The sequence below is a fragment of the Paenibacillus sp. MAH-35 genome (genome assembly GCF_058135425.1).
Window position 1 is genome coordinate 271,148 of the sequence record NZ_JBYUPU010000005.1, and the last position, 18,128, is coordinate 289,275.

The following is an 18,128-nucleotide window of genomic DNA, read 5'->3' on the forward strand; positions in this document are numbered from 1 at the left end:
GAAAGCTCTTAGCCTATCCTTCCGAAGCAGCTTTCTGACGAAAGCTCTTAGCCTATCCTTCCGAAGCAGCTTTCTGACGAAAGCTCTTAGCCTATCCTTCCGAAGCAGCTTTCTGACGAAAGCTCTTAGCTTTCAAGCTAATTTCTTTTCTCCACTACATTGGTTTTTGCCATCGATGATATTTAGTTCAACTTATATAGACAACAGAAGTAACTACCAGCCGACAATCACCCTCAGCACGCACTTCTCACTTTTCCGTCCCTCCCCCTTAATCTACAATTTTTGGGAGATTACACTGAACCGCTTCAAAAGTCGTTATTCTTTACGGATCATCCGGCCACCTATTCGTACATGCCATTTCATACTAGTACCAAAGATCCCATCAAACCTGCCGTTTGCATACGCACATTTCAGGAATCCCTCCCGCCCGCGAACCCTTTTATTGAACGGCTTAACATTTAATGTTAATATCAGGCAAAGTTGATATGCTGTACCTGTTATGGTACAATTCATCTAACAAAGGCATTTCGCTCATCAGGGCGAGGTGCCTTCGTGCATATACGAGGCAGTTGACATTTAATGGTTAGTTTACGGCGCCGTGGAAGCACGGCCGGACGGCTTTCCGAATGGAATTGCCGATAGTTGGCGAATGTCCGTTAGCCCGGGCGGCCGGCGGAACATAAGGGAGGAATGCGTATGATTCAAGTGAAGGAATTTCTGGATAGCAACCACATCTCCGCGGAGAAGCGGGCCAATGAGTTTTTGGCGAAGCTGCGGGAGGAACAAGTGGTGGATATCAAATACTGCACCGGTTTGCAGCAGTACCATGATACGGCCGAACAAAGAAGTTATATTTTAGTCGTTTACAAGACCGATTCCGGCAATGTGGGCATACACGAGCCCTAGCCGCCTATAACCTATTAATCGAGGAGTTGTACAACCATGAGACTATGTTTTGAAGCACAATCGAGAGTATCCATGAACCGTTCCCGCTTGAAGCAGCTGCGTCAAGCCGGCAATCTTCCGTGCGTCGTATTCGGCCTGGAGGCCGCTTCCGATATGATTCAAATCTCTTCCAAACAGTTTGGAAAATGGATCAGAACCGGACGTTCCGAGATCGTCGATCTGAATATCGACGGCAACCAGAAGGTGCCGGTTATGCTAAAGCACGCGCAGCGGGACCCGGTTACACGGGACTGGGTGCATGCCGATTTCCTTCGCGTCCGGATGGACGAGATCATCCGGATGAAAGTGCCGCTGGAATTCGTCGGCACTCCGGCCGGAGTTACTAGGGGCGGCGTACTGTCCGTCCAGGAGACGCACATCGAAGTGGAAGGGTTGCCCGGCGACATTCCCGCCACGATTGCAGTAGACGTCAGCCAGATGGAAGTCGGCGAGTCTCTGCTGTTCGATCAGCTGCCGAAACCGGACAAAGCCGTTCTAGTACCTCTTGCCGACGAGATCGTGGCTTCCATCGTTTTACCCCGCAAGTAAACCAGGACCATCCCGGAATGCTTGAGGGGACGGTTATGCAGCATCGTCCTCATTCTATATACGCATTTATGTGGACTGAAACAACAAAAATCCCTTGTGTTCGCACACAGCGGCACAGGGGATTTTGAATTTTATTTTCTTTGCTCGTTGCCCTCATATGAGCTTAATCCCGCTGATCAGGATCAGCGATGCCACCAGCGCGCGCAGCGGCTTTGCCGGTACTTTGGAGCTCAAGGAGCTCCCGATCCACACCCCGGGAACGGACCCGATCAGCAATTGAAACGCCAGCCCGAAATCGACGTTGCCGTAACCGGCATGAAGCAGCCCGGCGGCCGTAACCAGCAGCAGCGCATGAGCGATGTCGGTGCCAACCAACTTGGAGGCGGAGATCCGAAACAAATAAAGCAGCGCAATGGCAAATAACGATCCCGAGCCGATCGAGGTCAGACCGACGATAAAACCCAACACAAAGCCGATCGTTATCGTCAGCACCCGTTTCTGCTCCAGCGGCTTTTCCTGCCACCGGTTTTCTTTCGTCTTCCGGTCAAACAGCTGTTTTGCGATCGTCAGCACCGCCACCACAATGAGCATAATGCCCAGCGCCATTTTCACGATATGCTCCTGGTTATCGAAAAACGCCCCGAACCAATGCAGCAGCACGATCGATACGACAGCTCCCGGAATGCTGCCGGCCGCAAACAAAAATACGATGCGATATTCCACTGTTTTTTGCCGCATATGCTGGATCGTGCCAAACAGCTTCGTGATTGAATTGTAAAACAAGTCGGTCCCTACCGCCAGTGTCGGATTAACGCCGACCAGCACCAGAATCGGCGTAAGCAGCGACGCCCCGCCTACTCCGGTCAGCCCGACGAGAAAACCGACCATCAAACCCAAAAGCGAAATTCCCCAGTCCATCTCCACGCTGATTTCCACCGTCCGTCCAGTAATTCCGATTATTATACTAGGATTATATGGTTTTATTTTTCCGCTGTAAAGAGATTTTATTTCCGAAAAATGGCTAAATTCGAACTCCCGTCCCTCTTTATGCGTTTGGCGGGGTTCTTTGATAAGGAAAGCTTATAATTCAATGAGACGAAACCGTATCGCTTTAGTCCTTCAACGCTTGATCCTAATTTTAAGTATCGCTTGCGCGAAGAAACGGAATAATCCCTGAATCAGACTTCGCCAAACTCCGTATCCTTCATCCTCATCGCTACAAACCTACGGAAGTCCGGCTCAACCTCGATTACTGCGATAAAGCACTAAAGGAATACTGCCGAAAGTCCCTTTTCCTTTTCCATTCCCTTCCCCACTCCCCAGCCGAGAGCAAACTGCCTTCCACCCTGAATGGCACTTCACCCGGACGGCCTCATTATCGGAGCTTTTCCTATTTGCCCTTCTTCCCCTCACCGCTTACAATAAAATCATATTCGGAAAGCCTAGAGGAAGTGAATACGTTTGTTCTGCGAAGTGCTCGCGGCAGGTTATTCTTATCATACGAAGCCGTTCCGTACGGAAGCGTACCCGGGTGTCGGCTATTATTTGTTCCGTTTCCAATCGGAAGGAAGCGCCAAGGCGTTGGTGGGCGGCAATCTTGTCCCTGTAGGTCCAGGCGATTTGCTGCTGTACAAGCCCGGAGAGCCCTACGAGCTGCGGATCGAAGCGGAGCCGGAAGCATCCGGCGATACACCCGTCGCCAGCGGCGACTATTATTTCATATGCCGAGGAGAATGGATCGACGCCTGGTGGAACGAACGGAAACGCCCGCAGAAGCTAAGCCTCCCGCTGCAGGACAGCCTGCTCGCCTTATGCCGGCAAATTGTCATTGAGCATTATCGGGGCAAACGCCAATACAAGGAAATTACCGACTATTATTTGCGTATTTTCTGCTTGACGATCGACCGGGAGATGAAGGAGCACGGAGTAGGAACGGAAACCGGCCAGTCGTTTCTGGCGCAGAGAATGCGGAATTATGTAGAGGAGCATGCGCTCGAGTCGTTCAAGCTGGAGGACGTCGCCAGAAGCGCCGGTCTTAGCTTGTCCCGGGCCGTCCATCTGTTCAAGGCTTGCTACGGAAGCAGCATTATGAAATACGCGCTTCAGATCAGGCTGGCGATCGCCAGGGAACGCATGCTGTACAGCCCGATGTCGCTCGAACAGATCGCCGAGTCGTCCGGATTCAGCAGCTATTCGTATTTCCACCGGATGTTCCGGGCCCATTACGGCGTATCGCCTAAAAAGTATCAACTCGAGCAGCTGACCAAACCCGAACAACCGGACGAACGAAGCTTTGCAGCGGCAGCGCTCCCCTCCGGCAGCCGTAAGGAGTCCGGACGCTCGACGAGTATATGAAAAGTTGACCGGCGACTTCCAGACAGCTCATCACAACTTCGGGCCCAGCAGAGTCAGTCCTACAACATGGATCTGCTTGCCCATCCTTGATCGCCTTGCGGAATCATAAGGGACGCTACGTAATTGTAAGCTTTCACCGTTTGATCTGTTCGATTTTTCATATAGAATTGTCGAAATGAATACCGAATGATCAATTATGCACGATTTTTCATGCTTATTCATCCATTCTACTTGCTGCAAGGTAAAATTTATATGAATATTCATATACAAGCGGAAGCCTTTCCCGCGTCGAATGTCCCCTTGTATGCGTAAGCGATAGCCCGCCCTCCGAGCAGGAAGTATCCAGCTTCACCATTGAACGCTCTCCCTTTCTTTACCTTCAAAGAAAAGACCGTTACAGCCCCTTCGCAGGCTGGAACGGTCTTTCGTATTCGATACCCGATGACGGCCGTACAACCGCCATCAGCCTCCGGTTAAGCCAACCCGTTTTCCTTGATCCAGCGCATGCTGTTCGCCAGCGCGACGAACGGCGGATTTTGCGTATTGTCCTGCTCGTAGATGAGCCACTCCACCCCGGCAGCGGCCGACGCTTCGGCAATTGCATTCAGGTCCACGTCGCCTGTGCCCAGCTCGACCGTCAGCCACTTGTCTTCTTCCGTACGGCGGACGTCCTTGAAGTGAACAAGCGGAACCCGGCCGTTGTACTTGTCCAGATACGCCACCGGATCGTAGCCGGCGACATACGCCCAGCAAGCGTCCAGCTCGACCTTGACCGCATCCGCGCTAGCTGTACCGAACAACCCGTCGAACGCCGTCGCGCCGTTTACCTTCTCGTCGAATTCGAAGGAATGGTTGTGGTAGCCGAAGCCGATCCCTTGCTCCACGCACTTGCGGCCGATCTCTTCCAGCAGCGCGAACGTATTTTTCCAGGCTTGCTCGCTGTCCCGGTATTCCTTGCCGAGTCCCGGACAGATGATATATTGGCTGCCGATCGATTTGTTAAAGGCGATCTCTTCGTCGAGCGCGTCGCGTAAACGACCGATGCCGACGTGGCTAGCGATCGAGACGAGACCGAGCTCGTCCAGCAGCGCCTTCAGTTCGTCCGCCTGCATGCCGCCGTATCCGGCGAACTCGACTCCCGCAAACCCTTCAGCCGCTACCTTACGGAGCGCGCCGACAAAATCCTTCGCCGTTTCCTCGCGAAGCGTATACATTTGAACCCCGACTTTCAAGGCACTCATATCCGGACACCTCATTATCCATTAATGTCATTCGACTCCATCTAATCATAAGCGGCGGTCCGAAGTCCATGCAGGATAAGCCAAAAAGTTGGCGAATCTGGCTATTATGAATGTTTCCGGATCTCTTCGTTAATCCGTTCCCGGCAAGCGAGCAGCCATGCGGCATCTCTCGGATATTCCTCGAACGTAATCGGCGCACCGGCCCCTTCCTCCATCAGCTCCATCGTCCGCTCGCGTCCGACAAGCGACTCCAGCAGCTCAAGCGCGCGCAGATCCTGCAGCGCCTCGCGGAACACCTCGAACCGGAGCGACTCGACCGGCGTGCCGTCTTCGCCCGGATATACAACGAACGGGTCCCCGGCCGGGAAAGCATTGTTTGCATCCGTACAGCGGTACGGGTCGATCGGGAATCTCGAATACTGGGCGTACCAGAAGTTATAGCCCCAATGCAGAAAGCCGGCAATTTTAAACTTGTACAACTGCAAACCAAGTATGCGGTTGCGGGCGGACGGCATACTGATGAACCGGTTGGCGACATCGATATACTGCGAGCAGCAGTAATAGGTCCACAAGTTCCCTACCTCGTTGTCCAGGAAAGGCTGCATATGATTGCTCGCCGGAATCGGCGTAGGCACGATGCCTTTCTCGTAGAACTCGTAGTTCGACAGCGCGTCGATCGTCGGGAATTCGGCTGTAAATTTGCGCAGCCAGTTACTTGCGCTTTCGTACCAAGGGATATGATCAAGCCGCGGCTCGTCGGAGACGTGGAAATACACCCGTTTCTCCAGCCCGTGTTCCTTAATGAAACCGACCAGCTCGGGCAAAAACTGCGCCAGAAACGTCTTGTATTCCTCGCCTGTTGAATCGGTATCCCAGCCGAATATTCGTTTCGTCTCCCCGTTCACGTCCGCGACAATCTTCGGCGCATGCTTCGCCCCCCACTGCGTGAACAGATGGGACAGCTCGAAATAACGGACTCCACAGCGGTCGCACATGTCCACCCAGCGCTTCAACTTCCCGAAGCCGAACTTGTATCCGGCCTCCGTCTTCTCTACGTCGACAAGCTGAACGGTCGGCCGTTCTCCACCCACTTCCGTATCGAGCGGCGGGGTGAACAGCGGGGTCAGCAGCATATTGATGCCATGAGCGACAGCCGTCTTCACAAACTGTTCGACGATCTCCCAGTGACGCTCGCTGAATATGTCCAAGCCGTAATAAGTAGCCAGACAATCGGTGTGAAACCATTCCGTATGAATGAGCTTTTGCTCCGGAAGAGCCGCCGCCAGCACGTCCAGCTCGAACGTCTCCCGCGCCAGCTCCTGCCCGTCCTTCGCCTCGAAAATAACGGTAATCGGATACGTGCCGGGCGTAACTCCCGATTTCAAATCGACGGTAACCCAGATCGAGCGCCATTGGTTCGGCAAACCCGTCAGCCCTTCCGATTCCTTCACCGGAAAAAGCGGATCGGGGTACAAGCCCGGAGTAGAGCGCAGCAGATGTGCGTCATGGTCGGCGTACGCCGGCATCTCGGCAGGTACCAGTCCCACCGTACGAAACGTTACGGACCTTCCGAGCGGCGACTCGACGCGGGCTTGGATGTGCTTGATCAGCTTGGACGCGCGGTACGCGACTTGATACGAGAACGTCTCATCTTGAAGTGCCGTGGCGCGGCTGAGAGGAGCGGCTTGCAATTCCTCGTCGGCGAATACTTTCTCCAGCGAGCTGAGCAGCCGGGTAGCAAATGTAAAATCGGCGGTAGACATGCGGGAATCCTCCTTCAGATACAGGTATGTGGTTCCATGCTCCAGATAGCAGTTTGAAAACGATCCCAAACGATCACAGACGGCGAGAGCGCTAACGAGCCTCAGCTTTCGAAGCGGCTTAACATGTTTCACACAAATCTTGAAAATTAAAATGAAACAAAACGAGCAAAAAAGATCAAAATCTATCATTCATCATACCATATCTTCTCCCGCTTTTTCTAGCAGTCCTTGTAATAATAATTCAGCCGCAAACGATGTATCCGCCGCACTTGCACTTCAGTCTCTGCCCTTGGATCAGCTCCATTCTTGCCGCCTTTGCCGGACGGCAACGGAGTTGTCCCAAAAAGCTTTTGCGATTTTACGAACCTCACTTCAAACCGGTTTTCCTTGAGAAAAAAGACCTCAGCCACCACTTTCCAGTGGAATTTGAGGTCCTTTCCTTTTCCGTTGGGAGCCGGGACGTTTCCAGTCATGCGGACACTTGGGGACAGCCCCGCCGCGATTAGCATCGTTTTCTTGTACCGTTCTCCGTTCATCTCCATCTGCAAATTGACCAAGGTAAAATCCCGGCAAGCTTACCTCAGCCCGATATCGTGGAACCGGTTGTGAATCGTTTCGTTCAAAAGCGCCCGGATCTCCCCGGTCGCCAGTTCCTCCTCATACTGCGCTTCGCGAAACAGCCCGATAAGCTCCCGCACCGTCTCCGGCTCGTACGGCCCGCTGCCGGTATCCGGAGCGCAAGCCCGCTCGGCTATACGCCGGAATAGGCCGGATACCCGCGAATAATGCGCCGCTGCCGTTCCGATCTCCGGCCAGACAAGCTCCAGCCTCCGCGCGTATTCCCCGATATCCCGCTTCGCGGCGGCATAACAGCGGAATACGTGGCGCGATTCCCCGCTGTCGTAATCGCCGCTCCGCAGCGCCTCGACGATCGCGTCATAGGCCCGCCTGCCACATGCGTACTCCGCTTCGGGAAGCATCAGATCGTGAGACTCCCATTTGTAAACGGCCTGCACGAACGATTCCTGGAAAATCGCCGATTCCTCGATCTCGATCCGGTCTTCCAACAGCTGGTAGTACCAATACGGTGAATCGTTTCGGCCAAACTGTCCGTAAGGGACCGTGACATATTCGCTGCTCTTGCCATCCGCAATATACAGCACCTCGTCGCAATCGTCATAACCGGCGGCAACTACGAATTGATCTTTCCATATAATCGCGGCCGTCCCCCGGCCGATCGACGCCTTGATATCGGATACGGCCTGCCGCTGATATAGCGGGAACGTCGCGTCAAACGTAAAACCGGCGTTCTGCGACGAGCTAACGCCGATGAAGTCGGCCGCCAAAAAGTTTTCGGCGATCCAGTTGTAGGCCGTAACCGATTCCGCCGTTAACCGCCGGTTGACCGTGAAGCGGAACCCTGCCACCGTCATTCCGGACAACATCGGCTTCGGATGCGCCATCCACCCTTTATGGGAAAGGACAGCGTGCATCGCATCGATATACGACTCCGATTCGTTCGCCAATTGCACCCCCGGCACAATTACAGCTCCCATCCCATGCATTCGCCTCCTTCTCTTTATCCCGGATACCGGCTATCGCGGCGAATGCCTCCCCCACCTCGGGATCGTGGAACGCTTCAGGTCCGGATAGTTCCGCGATACAGCGCGAAACAGCTCCATCGCCTCGTCTTCCAGCCTTTCGGCCTTGCGAAGCCGATCCGCGAGCAGCGGAATGTCCGTCCGGTTCACCCTTTTCCCGCCTCCGCGTTCCTGCTCCTTCAATCGATCCGGAATAACCGATATCGCCTCGATCAGACCGGCGTAACAGGCATACGCTTCATCCAGCTCCGGCCACAACCCCCGGACTTCGCGCAAATAGTCGGCGATCTCGCGGCGGGAAACGGAATACGAGTGTAAGATATACGCCGCCCCTCCCTCGTCGAACTCCCCCTGCTCGAGTCCCCGCCAGAGAAACGAATAAGCAAGCTTGCCGGAGGCGATCTTCGTGTCCGGCAACGTTTTGTGCGGTGTATCCCAGTCCTGCAGGGCAAGCCGCATCGATTCGAGAACCATCGCTTCCAGCGGAACGTCCACCTTGTCGCCGAACAGCCGGCAGTACCAGAAATCGGTCACGTTCAGTCCGAGGTTATCGTACAGCACGACCTGATCTTCCGTCGTACGGCCGTCCTGAATATAAAAGATCCGGTCCTCGTCGTCGTATCCGTGTATCACCCCGAACTCGGGGATCCAATAGATGACGCCCACTCCCCGGTCCAGACTGCCCTTGATCCACCTTACCGCCTCCTGCCGGTAGTGCCGGAACGTCGGGTGTCTCGTTCTCCCTCCGTCCGATTCCGTGAGCACCCCCAAATTGTCGACGGCGGGTTTGTGCTCCACGCCCCACTGCCCGTAAGCGGTCACCGACATCGGCAGCAGCTTCTCGTGAACCGATAATTTGAAGGCCATGCCGGAAAGGCCGGACAGCATCGATTTGGAGCCGTCAAACCGTCCCGACGCCGTTAATATCGCATGCAGACTGTCGGTAAACGACTTCGACTCCCGTTTCATCGGGATGTTCAAACAAACGGAGGACATCCTCCCCCTCCTCTCGATTAAACTATCGATTCGGCGGAGGCTCCAGGCGTCCGAGCAGATCCCGGCACTTCTCCCGGAGCTTCGCCTTCAGCCATTTGGGAGACGCCAGCTCCCGCCACTGCTCAACAAGCAGATGCTGCATAAACGCATCCTGATCGTAAAACTCGATCGTATACAACAGCGGATCAGCGCCCGGACGCGCGGTGTACCCGTTCCACGCCGTCCCCTCCAGCGGCCGATCCAGCCATACCTCGGCGGTAAAAGGCTTCCGCACGGGAAGCCTGCTGTCCAGCTTCTCCATCTCCTCCGCTTCCGCAAGCCGGAACTTCTCCCCGGTAACGGAAAGCTGCGTGATCCGGTCCAGCCGGAAGCTTTTCCGGACACCCTCCCGCTGGCAATAGGCTACCACGTAGTCCGCATTATAAAACGATTCGAGCTTCAGCGGAGCTATTCGGTGCTGCGACGGGGTTTCTTTTTCTATGTCTCTATATTGAATAAGGACGATCGCCCGTTCCCGGATCGCTGCGCCGAGCCGTTCTACCGTCTGAATCAGCTTCGGGTTCGCTTCGAAAACCGGCAGTCCGCGCCCCGGCATAGCGGGCTCCCGCTCATCCGTAAACCGGTCCAGCAAATGAGCGACCCTTTTGACGGCATCCGCATTTTCGTAATTGTATTGCCGGTAACGGTGCGCAAGAAACTTCAACACCGACTTCTCTTCTTCCGTCATATAAAGAAGCGGCAGGGCGTACGTTTTATCCTCGTACCGGTATCCCCGCCGCTTCGCATCGTAATACAACGGCGCGCGCAAAGTTGATTCCATATATTCGATGTCCCGCTGGGCTTGCCGCCTCGAGATCTCGAATCGGCTCGCCAGCTGCCCGCTGTTCGGGTACCGTTCTTCCCTGATCTGCTGATCGAACCATTGAATCCGGTGAATGCTGCTCATGATCTGCACCCCCTGCTCCTGATCTGTCGAGCTGGCCTATTGCTATTACACCACCCGGACGGACCGTCCGCAAGAGGCAAACCCGGGTATCCGCCTGCCACCAGACGGGGACCCGGGTCCGGGACCGGTTGTTGTTGCCGGATCGCAGATACAATATCGGAGCGGCTCCTTGATGCCGGAATGTCCGGCTATTCGCCGATACTCCGGTCGTCTCCCCCTCCTATCCGGTTAACTGCTGAGCTAGCCGGTCGATAGATCTACCTTCATTTGAGGGGCCTTGGCGCACCGTTTGCATACTTTCACCGTAGAACCGTCGGATCTCGTCCGCGGATACAGCAGCTTGATTCTTGTACTGCCGCACAGGGTGCACGTGCCCCGTCCCCGGGAAGGAAGATTCCATAATACTCGTCCTCTTTTTGTTTTGGCCATTGCCGTTCATGCCTCTTTTCCATATGGGTTATGCCGCCGCCCGGGCCGTGAGGACGCGGGCGTACGCCTGACGGGAACGATTCATTCTCCGAACCGTCCGGCTCCGCTGGCTATTTCATTGTAAACCAGCCGATGCGACATAAAATGTCGTATCAGGATCGACATTCAAAAAGACAAATTGGGATAAGCGCATAGTTGAAAAAAAAGATTGTTTATTTGGGACAAGAGGCTACAATTAATGTGGAAACGCACCAACCATTGGAGGGATAACCCATGAGCAAAACGAAAGTAGCCATTATCGGATGCGGTACGATTGCGAACAGCTCCCACATCAAAGCCTACCTGGCCAATCCGGATGCGGAAATCAAATATTTCTGCGACATTATTAAGGAAAAAGCCGAGAAGGCCGTTGCGGATTACGGCTGCGGCATCGCGATTGAAGACTATCGCGTCATTCTGGAAGATCCGGAAGTCGAAGCGGTTTCCGTCTGCACGCCGAACAACGGCCACTCCACGATCTCGATCGACTGCCTCCGCGCAGGCAAAAACGTATTGTGCGAGAAGCCGGCCGCAAGAACGTACGAAGAAGCGCTCGAGATGCAGAAAGTTCAGCATGAAACCGGCAAAGTGCTCAATATCGGCGTCGTGAACCGTTTCAACACAGGCGTCAATATCATTAAAGACATGATCCAAAGCGGCGAGCTGGGCGAGCTGTATCACGTGTATGTCAGCTTCCGCGCACACCGTTCGATTCCGGGGCTCGGCGGAGCGTTTACGACGAAGGCGATTGCCGGCGGCGGCGCGCTGATCGACTGGGGCGTCCATTTCCTCGATATCGTCATGTACTGCTCGGGCGATCCGAAGCCGCTGACCGTATCCGGCCAAGCGTTCTGCAAGCTGGGCAAAGATATGGAAAACTACGCGTACACCAGCATGTGGGCCGGACCTCCAAACTACGAAGGCACTTACGACGTTGACGATTCCGTTACCGCGATGATCCGTACGGAAGGACCTACGATTACGCTGAACGGCGCATGGGCGCAAAATATCGGCGTCGGCGAAATGTACATCGACTTCCTCGGCGACAAAGCGGGAATCCGTCTGCAATACGGCAAAGAGTTCGTCCTGTACAGCGCGAAAAACGGCGCATTGCTGGAAACGACGCCGAAGTACACGTCCCGCGACATGTTCCAGAACGAAATCGACGCCTTCATCAACTGCGTCCGTACCGGCGAGAAGTCGCCTGCCCATATCGATACCGTCATCCTGTCTTCCAAAATCATTCAGGGGATCTACGATTCGTCCGACAAACGCTCGGAAATTTCGTTTACTTAAGACGGAGGTGGACGCCGTATGAAAAAGATCGGGTTTATCGATTATTTTCTCGACGAATGGCATGCGAACAAATATCCGGAGTGGATCGAGACGGCAACCGGCGGGGCGATGAAAGTGGCGTACGCCTACGGCAAAAAAGATTCCGACACCGGGCTCGACAACGCAACCTGGTGCCGCAACAAAGGAATCGAGCTGCTCGGATCGATTGAGGAGGTCGTGGAGAAAAGCGATTATTTGATCGTGCTCTCCCCGGATTATCCGGAATTCCACGAAGAGCTGGCGATGATTCCGCTTCAGTCGGGCAAGCCGACCTATGTCGATAAAACGTTCGCTCCGGACCGCAAAACCGCGCTGCTTCTGTTCGAGACGGCGCACAAGCACGGCACGCCGCTTTATTCGTCCTCCGCCCTGCGATTCGCTACCGAATACAGCGCAGTGGACAGAAGCGGCATCGATACGATCGTTTGCTTCGGACCGGGCAAATACGACAACTACTCGATTCATCAGATCGAGCCGATCGTCTCGCTGATGGGCAGCGAAGCGGAACGCGTGATGTTCACCGGCACGGAGAAGTCGCCTTCCCTGCTGATCGGCTTCTCGGGAGGTCGCCAGGCGGAGATTCATCATTTCGGCAACGTTCCGTTTACGCTTGCGATCAATTACGAATCCGGCAAGTCGTCCATCCTGAAGGCGGAGTCGAATTTCTTCGGCGAGTTTGTTAAAGACTTGACCGCGTTTTTTGAAAGCGGCAAGCCGACCGTCGATTCCGCCGAGACGATCGCGATTATTACAATTATCGAGTACGGCTTTAAGGCGGCACAGACGCCTTACCAGTGGATCGAGCTCCCAAAAAGCGTATAATGTGAATATCAGGTTGGACCGGTTCACAGGAGCGTGAGACGATATGAAGGAACGTGGGCAAGCGGGCTGTTTGTTTCACTTCGACAACGTATTTCCCAAAGGGAAGTCGGCGTACGGAGGCATCGATCTGTACCAGATCGGGGAAATATGCTGCGAGTGCGGCTACGAGATTTTGCCGCATATGCAGCACTGTCTGGAGCTGAGCTGCATCGTGTCCGGCAGCGGTTTTTTCCACGTCGGGGACGACTGCGTGAAGGTCAGCGCGGGAGACATTATTTTCAACTCCGTAGGCCACGTTCATTCCATCCAGACGGACGAGTCCAGCATGCTGCGCTTCGTCTACATGGGATTTATGTTTAATGAGGAGGCGGACGGGGAATTTGCGGATATCCGCGCTTTCCTGCAATCCGCCCCTTATTACCATTCGAAGGATACGTACAACGTGATGATCCCGTTCCTTCGCAATATCGACGAGTTTTATTCGCAGAAGCCGTATTCGCGCACGATGATCAAAAACTATCTGGAAGAAGTCATCGTTCTGGCGTACCGCTCCTTTATCGAGAAAAGCGGCAAAGTGGCGAGATACGCGCCTGAGCGTTCGTCCCATTCGGTCGGGTACACGGTGTATTCGGTTATCCGCTACATCGAGCACCACATTTTCGAGCTCAAAAGCATCAAAACGCTGGCCGAGGATCTGGGATACAGCTATACGTACTTGTCGCACACGTTCAAGGACAAAACCGGCATGACCCTGCAGCGGTATATCAATCATAAAAAGGTCGAGAAGGCGCTGGAGATGCTCAAATACGGCAATTTGTCGATCAAGCAGGTGGCGGCGAGGCTGCATTACGAGACGATTCAGTCGTTCAGCAAGGCGTTCTCGCGCATTATGGGGTATCCCCCCTCTGTTTACGTGGCGATGCAGAAGGAAGAATCGGGATCGGACTGATCCGGGCTGTTGCAAAAGTCTGCAAAGAGAGGAAGCTTACGAAGGCAAAGCGTGGGGGAATACGCTTCACTTCCGTTAAAATCGTCTTGTTTTTTATTCCGTTTTATGGTTACAATACGATTTTAAAGTCAGACGCTTCGCTTTACGCGCATCTCCCCCACCCTTTTTTGCTTTTCACTTTCTCTTTTGGACTTGTAAAACTACGGGATCGGAATGATCCCGTTTTTTTCTGTTTGACAAAACCGTCCAAAGTGAATACTATATGTGAAACGACCAAAACGATGATCCGGAGCAGTAGCCGGAACGCGCAGCGCACAGAGAGCCGTCCCTTGGCTGGGAGGACGGCGGCTGACGTCCGAGTGAACGACACCGGAGAGTTCCGCCTGAACGGCCGCCCCAAGCGGCGCAGTAGGAGCGGACGCCTCCCCGCGTTACGGGGATTCGAGCGATCGCGCGGCTGCGCGATAATTTGGGTGGTACCGCGAGTGATAACCTCGTCCCTGTTGGGACGGGGTTTTTGTGTTTTCTGCGGAGCTGGCGACATACGCTGCGAAGGCTTGCTTCACTTTTGGGGCTGTTTTCGGGGGCTCCCCCGAAAGTACCCGGAATACGCTGCGAAGGCCTGCTTCACTTTTGGGGGCTGTTTTCGGGGGCTCCCCCGAAAGTACCCGGAATACGCTGCGAAGGCCTGCTTCACTTTTGGGGGCTGTTTTCGGGGGCTCCCCCGAAAGTACCCGGAATACGCTGCGAAGGCCTGCTTCACTTTTGGGGGCTGTTTTCGGGGGCTCCCCCGAAAGTACCCGGACTACGCTACGAAGGCCTGCTTCACTTTTGGGGGCCCATTAGGGGGGTGATCACATGGATGACGGCGACGATGATAACGACGATAACAACAACTTCAACTTCATGTCCAGGTTTAAAACTACACAATTGAATAGGAGTGTTTGCTATGACAACTCATTCGTCTTCTTCTATCCGTGTGCTTTGCTCCCGGGTCTCCGAGCATACGGGGCAAGCGATTACGGTACAAGGCTGGGTCCACGCCATTCGCGGAATGGGGGGCCTGGCGTTCGTAGATGTCCGCGACCGCAGCGGAATCGTACAATGTGTGCTGGAGGGCCAGCTGGCCGAATCGCCGCTTAGTCTGGAGTCGGTCGTAACGGTGACGGGAACAGCCGCCGCTTCGTCCAAAGCTCCACGCGGCATCGAGGTGCACGCCAGCGGCGTCACCTGCATCAGCAAAGTCGAGGCTCCCCTGCCTTTTGAAATCAACAAGAAAAACATTAGCGCGCGGCTCGACACCGTATTGGATCATCGCGTATTGTCGCTGCGTCATCCGAAGGTTCACGCTACGTTCCGGATTCAATCGGCGTTAGCGGGTGCGTTTCGCGACTACTTGTCGAGCAGGCAGTTCACGCAAATCTTTACGCCGAAAATCGTCGCGTCCGGCACCGAGGGCGGCTCCAACCTGTTCCCGGTCGATTATTTTGAGCAGAAAGCTTATTTGGCGCAGTCCCCTCAATTTTACAAACAGATGATGGTCGGCGCCGGGTATGAGCGCGTGTACGAAATCGCTCCGGTGTATCGCGCCGAGGAGCATAATACGTCCCGCCACCTGAACGAATACGTCTCGCTCGACGCGGAGATGGGGTTTATCCGTTCCGAAGAAGAACTGATGGATTTGGAGCAGCATCTGCTCGCCTATATGTTCGAGCGGGCCGCTGCGGAGTGTGAAGCCGAATTTGCCCTATTGGGCGTAGAGGTTCCGGTTCCGGGCGAGATCCCGAGAATTCCGGTCGCCGAAGCGCAGCAGATTCTGCAGCGCAAGTACGGCAAAACGTCGCCCAAAGGCGACCTCGACCCGGAAGGAGAGCGGCTGATTTGCCAATACGCCTCGGAGCCAAACAAGCCGGCGTTCGTGTTCGTAACCCGGTATCCGAGAGAGATCCGGCCGATGTACGCGATGCCCGCTCCGGATAACGCAGCGTTAACCGCTTCGTTTGACCTTCTTTTTAACGGTCTGGAAATAACGACAGGCGGCCAGCGCATTCACGACTACGAGCAGCTGAGCGAATCGATCCGGAGCCGCGGACTGGAGCCGAACCATTTTGCCGGATACCTCGACGTGTTCCGTTACGGGATGCCGCCGCACGGCGGGTTTGCGATCGGACTCGAACGGCTCACCTCTCGTCTTCTCGGGTTGCCGAACGTGCGCGAAGCGGCGGCATTTCCGCGGGACCGGACCCGGCTGACCCCGTAATCGCCGGAAAACCTATCGTTTACGTATCGGACAGGAGCCGTTATAATAAGGCATTGACGAGCACACCAGTCATCCAGAGAGCCACTGAACTATTTACCGGATGCAGATCTGCCGATCACACGCACCGGAATTACCGGGAGGTACGCGCTCATGAGAATCGCGGCACAACTTTACACGCTTCGCGACTTTTTGAAAACCGAAGAAGATATCGCCGTCACCTTGCAAAAAGTGAAGGATATCGGCTACAACGCCGTGCAAGTGTCGGGTCTCGGCCCGATCGGGGATCAAGCGTTGAAAGACATTTGCGACCGGGTCGGTCTGAATATTTGCGCAACTCATATTCCGTTCGCGAATATGGAGAACGATCTGGATGCCGTTATCGCGCAGCACAAGCTGTGGGACTGCCGCTATGTCGGAATCGGCGGCTTACCCGGGGAATACCGGACAAGTGCCGAAGGTTATGTCGAATTCGCTAAAAAAGCATCGGATATCGCCCGCCGTCTGAAAGAAGCCGGACTCACCTTCGTTTATCATAACCATGCGTTTGAGTTTTGCAAATTCGATGGAAAATCCGGCATGGACATTTTGTTCGACGAGTCGGACAGCAACGCGTTCGGCTTCGAGCTGGACGTTCACTGGGTACAAGCCGGCGGAGCCGATCCGATCGAATGGATTCGCAAGGTGGACGGACGGATGCAGGTCATCCATCTGAAAGATTTTATCGTCAACGCCAGCAGCGAACGGCTCTTCGCCGAAGTCGGCGAAGGCAACATGAACTTCCGCGGCATCCTCGACGCTTGCACCGCTACCGGAGTCGAGTGGGGCGCCGTCGAGCAGGATAACTGCTACGGCCGCGATCCGTTCGACTGCCTCGCGGTAAGCGCAAGGAACTTGAAGGCGCTTGGCGCGGAATTTTAATCCGGTTCTGCCGGGCTTCATCGGCAGCAGATGTATCAATAAGCCAGGAAGGGACGTTCCTCTATGGGGGTAACGTCCCTTTCCTATTTGGCGCGGCGATGCGGATACGACTAGCCGGGATCAGAGCTCTGCCGCCGATATTCGCTTGGACTGATCCCGCAGAAAGCTTTAAACTGCTTCGTGAAATAAAACGGGTCCTGAAACCCGACTTCCCTCGCAATTTCATTCACTTGAAGCGTTGTAAACCGCAGCAGCCGGGACGCCTGGCGCAAACGAATCTTATTGAGCGTATCGATGATCGACTCGCCTACCTGCTCCTTGAACATATGCGCAAGCCGGGAGGGCGACAGATTAACGCCGCGCGCAAGAGTTGCGACGGAATGCGGTTCGTTCATCCGGTGCATCAGGATATGCAGCACCTCCGATACCCGCGGATCGATTGCAGGAGCGGACGTACGGCGCTGCTCCCGGTTCAGCAGCAGCAATAGCTCCTCCACCCCCGTCATCGCAAGCTCGGCGGAATAGGGATGGAGATCCTTGCTGTCGCGAATCGTTCTATGGAAGGCGTCCACGAGCCGCCGCCTCACCGCCTCTTCCCCAATCGGAATATAGACCAGTCCTCCATAAGACCGGGGCAGCTGCAAAAGTCCGCTCCAATGAGGCGGAGGCACGACATGCACCCATACGAACTCCCAGACGGAGCCCTCCTGCGTCGCATACAAATGGGGCGTTCCCGGCGGAAGCAGCACCGCAGCACCGGCATCGCACGGGCGAATGTCGTCGCCGATTTTGAATACGCCGGAGCCGGATATCGTATAGGTGAGCAGCCAGTCCTGCGAGCCTTTGGAACGCCTTGTGCTGTAACCGAACGGTACGCGGAAGTGATCGGCCAGGAGCCGGCCGGATTTGTGCTCGTGCTGATCGCGGATAGCAGGATCGTCCAGGTAATCGAACATTTCCACCATTCCTTCCAGGGGGTC

Annotated in this window: 17 protein-coding genes and 1 other annotated feature; of the genes, 8 read left to right on the forward strand and 9 right to left on the reverse strand. The window is 54.9% G+C overall.

Annotation, left to right across the window (positions count from 1 at the left end; all coding sequences use genetic code 11):
• Nucleotides 1–696 precede the first annotated feature (696 nt).
• Together AC3Y2E_RS07705 and AC3Y2E_RS07710 are read left to right on the forward strand one after the other, a co-directional pair.
• The gene (locus AC3Y2E_RS07705; RefSeq protein ID WP_190931842.1) at nucleotides 697–906 is read left to right on the forward strand and encodes a sporulation protein Cse60; all 210 of its coding nucleotides are present in this window, start codon (nucleotides 697–699) and stop codon (nucleotides 904–906) included.
• Between the two features lie 36 nt (nucleotides 907–942).
• A complete protein-coding gene (locus tag AC3Y2E_RS07710; RefSeq protein WP_332070508.1) occupies nucleotides 943–1,494 on the forward strand; it encodes a 50S ribosomal protein L25 in 552 nt (183 codons plus the stop codon).
• 153 nt (nucleotides 1,495–1,647) lie between these two features.
• On the opposite strand, the gene AC3Y2E_RS07715 is transcribed toward AC3Y2E_RS07710, so the two are convergent.
• Complete coding sequence (locus AC3Y2E_RS07715) at nucleotides 1,648–2,412, reverse strand: sulfite exporter TauE/SafE family protein (protein ID WP_379208937.1); 765 nt, start codon at nucleotides 2,410–2,412, stop codon at nucleotides 1,648–1,650.
• A gap of 543 nt (nucleotides 2,413–2,955) precedes the next feature.
• Here AC3Y2E_RS07715 and AC3Y2E_RS07720 point away from each other — a divergent pair.
• A complete protein-coding gene (locus tag AC3Y2E_RS07720; RefSeq protein ID WP_379208816.1) occupies nucleotides 2,956–3,849 on the forward strand; it encodes a helix-turn-helix domain-containing protein in 894 nt (297 codons plus the stop codon).
• A 473-nt stretch (nucleotides 3,850–4,322) separates the two neighbouring features.
• On the opposite strand, the gene AC3Y2E_RS07725 is transcribed toward AC3Y2E_RS07720, so the two are convergent.
• The 7 genes from AC3Y2E_RS07725 to AC3Y2E_RS07755 all read right to left on the reverse strand — a co-directional run bounded on the left by AC3Y2E_RS07725 (nucleotide 4,323) and on the right by AC3Y2E_RS07755 (nucleotide 10,825).
• The gene (locus tag AC3Y2E_RS07725) at nucleotides 4,323–5,090 is read right to left on the reverse strand and encodes a sugar phosphate isomerase/epimerase family protein (RefSeq protein ID WP_379208818.1); all 768 of its coding nucleotides are present in this window, start codon (nucleotides 5,088–5,090) and stop codon (nucleotides 4,323–4,325) included.
• Between the two features lie 104 nt (nucleotides 5,091–5,194).
• Nucleotides 5,195–6,853 carry a DUF4091 domain-containing protein gene (locus AC3Y2E_RS07730; RefSeq protein WP_379208820.1) on the reverse strand — a complete coding sequence of 553 codons (1,659 nt, stop codon included), beginning with the start codon at nucleotides 6,851–6,853 and terminating at the stop codon, nucleotides 5,195–5,197.
• Between the two features lie 218 nt (nucleotides 6,854–7,071).
• The gene (locus tag AC3Y2E_RS07735) at nucleotides 7,072–7,410 is read right to left on the reverse strand and encodes a hypothetical protein (RefSeq protein ID WP_379208823.1); all 339 of its coding nucleotides are present in this window, start codon (nucleotides 7,408–7,410) and stop codon (nucleotides 7,072–7,074) included.
• Nucleotides 7,411–7,428: 18 nt separating this feature from the next.
• Nucleotides 7,429–8,409 (reverse strand): hypothetical protein, encoded by a 981-nt coding sequence (locus tag AC3Y2E_RS07740; protein WP_379208826.1) that lies wholly within the window; start codon nucleotides 8,407–8,409, stop codon nucleotides 7,429–7,431.
• 39 nt (nucleotides 8,410–8,448) lie between these two features.
• A complete protein-coding gene (locus AC3Y2E_RS07745; protein ID WP_379208828.1) occupies nucleotides 8,449–9,450 on the reverse strand; it encodes a cysteine peptidase family C39 domain-containing protein in 1,002 nt (333 codons plus the stop codon).
• 22 nt (nucleotides 9,451–9,472) lie between these two features.
• Nucleotides 9,473–10,396, reverse strand: coding sequence for a helix-turn-helix transcriptional regulator (locus AC3Y2E_RS07750; protein WP_379208830.1), 924 nt, complete (start codon nucleotides 10,394–10,396; stop codon nucleotides 9,473–9,475).
• 240 nt (nucleotides 10,397–10,636) lie between these two features.
• Complete coding sequence (locus tag AC3Y2E_RS07755) at nucleotides 10,637–10,825, reverse strand: hypothetical protein (RefSeq protein WP_223837126.1); 189 nt, start codon at nucleotides 10,823–10,825, stop codon at nucleotides 10,637–10,639.
• Between the two features lie 273 nt (nucleotides 10,826–11,098).
• Between AC3Y2E_RS07755 and AC3Y2E_RS07760 the strand changes: the two genes are divergently transcribed.
• From AC3Y2E_RS07760 to AC3Y2E_RS07780, 5 genes are all read left to right on the forward strand, one after another.
• Nucleotides 11,099–12,160, forward strand: coding sequence for a Gfo/Idh/MocA family protein (locus tag AC3Y2E_RS07760; RefSeq protein ID WP_190931834.1), 1,062 nt, complete (start codon nucleotides 11,099–11,101; stop codon nucleotides 12,158–12,160).
• Between the two features lie 18 nt (nucleotides 12,161–12,178).
• On the forward strand, nucleotides 12,179–13,021 hold the full coding sequence (locus AC3Y2E_RS07765) for a Gfo/Idh/MocA family oxidoreductase (RefSeq protein ID WP_379208833.1): 843 nt from the start codon (nucleotides 12,179–12,181) through the stop codon (nucleotides 13,019–13,021).
• 43 nt (nucleotides 13,022–13,064) lie between these two features.
• Nucleotides 13,065–13,970: a helix-turn-helix domain-containing protein gene (locus AC3Y2E_RS07770; protein WP_379208835.1), complete on the forward strand. Its 906-nt coding sequence runs from the start codon at nucleotides 13,065–13,067 to the stop codon at nucleotides 13,968–13,970.
• A gap of 272 nt (nucleotides 13,971–14,242) precedes the next feature.
• Nucleotides 14,243–14,475 (forward strand) — a binding site (T-box leader).
• A 444-nt stretch (nucleotides 14,476–14,919) separates the two neighbouring features.
• A complete protein-coding gene (gene aspS, locus AC3Y2E_RS07775; RefSeq protein ID WP_379208837.1) occupies nucleotides 14,920–16,230 on the forward strand; it encodes an aspartate--tRNA(Asn) ligase in 1,311 nt (436 codons plus the stop codon).
• A gap of 150 nt (nucleotides 16,231–16,380) precedes the next feature.
• Entirely contained in the window at nucleotides 16,381–17,148 is a 768-nt protein-coding gene (locus tag AC3Y2E_RS07780) for a sugar phosphate isomerase/epimerase family protein (RefSeq protein ID WP_190931830.1), read from the forward strand.
• A 110-nt stretch (nucleotides 17,149–17,258) separates the two neighbouring features.
• Here the strand turns inward: AC3Y2E_RS07780 and AC3Y2E_RS07785 are convergent, their stop codons facing one another.
• Nucleotides 17,259–18,104: a helix-turn-helix domain-containing protein gene (locus AC3Y2E_RS07785; RefSeq protein ID WP_379208840.1), complete on the reverse strand. Its 846-nt coding sequence runs from the start codon at nucleotides 18,102–18,104 to the stop codon at nucleotides 17,259–17,261.
• Nucleotides 18,105–18,128: the final 24 nt, after the last annotated feature.

Coding starts and splice junctions, on each gene's coding strand:
- AC3Y2E_RS07705 (WP_190931842.1), top strand. CDS start 697: ATGATTCAAGTGAAGGAATTTCTGGATAGCAACCACATCTCCGCGGAG.
- AC3Y2E_RS07710 (WP_332070508.1), top strand. CDS start 943: ATGAGACTATGTTTTGAAGCACAATCGAGAGTATCCATGAACCGTTCC.
- AC3Y2E_RS07715 (WP_379208937.1), bottom strand. CDS start 2,412: ATGGACTGGGGAATTTCGCTTTTGGGTTTGATGGTCGGTTTTCTCGTC.
- AC3Y2E_RS07725 (WP_379208818.1), bottom strand. CDS start 5,090: ATGAGTGCCTTGAAAGTCGGGGTTCAAATGTATACGCTTCGCGAGGAA.
- AC3Y2E_RS07730 (WP_379208820.1), bottom strand. CDS start 6,853: ATGTCTACCGCCGATTTTACATTTGCTACCCGGCTGCTCAGCTCGCTG.
- AC3Y2E_RS07740 (WP_379208826.1), bottom strand. CDS start 8,409: ATGGGAGCTGTAATTGTGCCGGGGGTGCAATTGGCGAACGAATCGGAG.
- AC3Y2E_RS07745 (WP_379208828.1), bottom strand. CDS start 9,450: ATGTCCTCCGTTTGTTTGAACATCCCGATGAAACGGGAGTCGAAGTCG.
- AC3Y2E_RS07750 (WP_379208830.1), bottom strand. CDS start 10,396: ATGAGCAGCATTCACCGGATTCAATGGTTCGATCAGCAGATCAGGGAA.
- AC3Y2E_RS07755 (WP_223837126.1), bottom strand. CDS start 10,825: ATGGCCAAAACAAAAAGAGGACGAGTATTATGGAATCTTCCTTCCCGG.
- AC3Y2E_RS07760 (WP_190931834.1), top strand. CDS start 11,099: ATGAGCAAAACGAAAGTAGCCATTATCGGATGCGGTACGATTGCGAAC.
- AC3Y2E_RS07765 (WP_379208833.1), top strand. CDS start 12,179: ATGAAAAAGATCGGGTTTATCGATTATTTTCTCGACGAATGGCATGCG.
- AC3Y2E_RS07770 (WP_379208835.1), top strand. CDS start 13,065: ATGAAGGAACGTGGGCAAGCGGGCTGTTTGTTTCACTTCGACAACGTA.
- aspS (WP_379208837.1), top strand. CDS start 14,920: ATGACAACTCATTCGTCTTCTTCTATCCGTGTGCTTTGCTCCCGGGTC.
- AC3Y2E_RS07780 (WP_190931830.1), top strand. CDS start 16,381: ATGAGAATCGCGGCACAACTTTACACGCTTCGCGACTTTTTGAAAACC.
- AC3Y2E_RS07785 (WP_379208840.1), bottom strand. CDS start 18,104: ATGTTCGATTACCTGGACGATCCTGCTATCCGCGATCAGCACGAGCAC.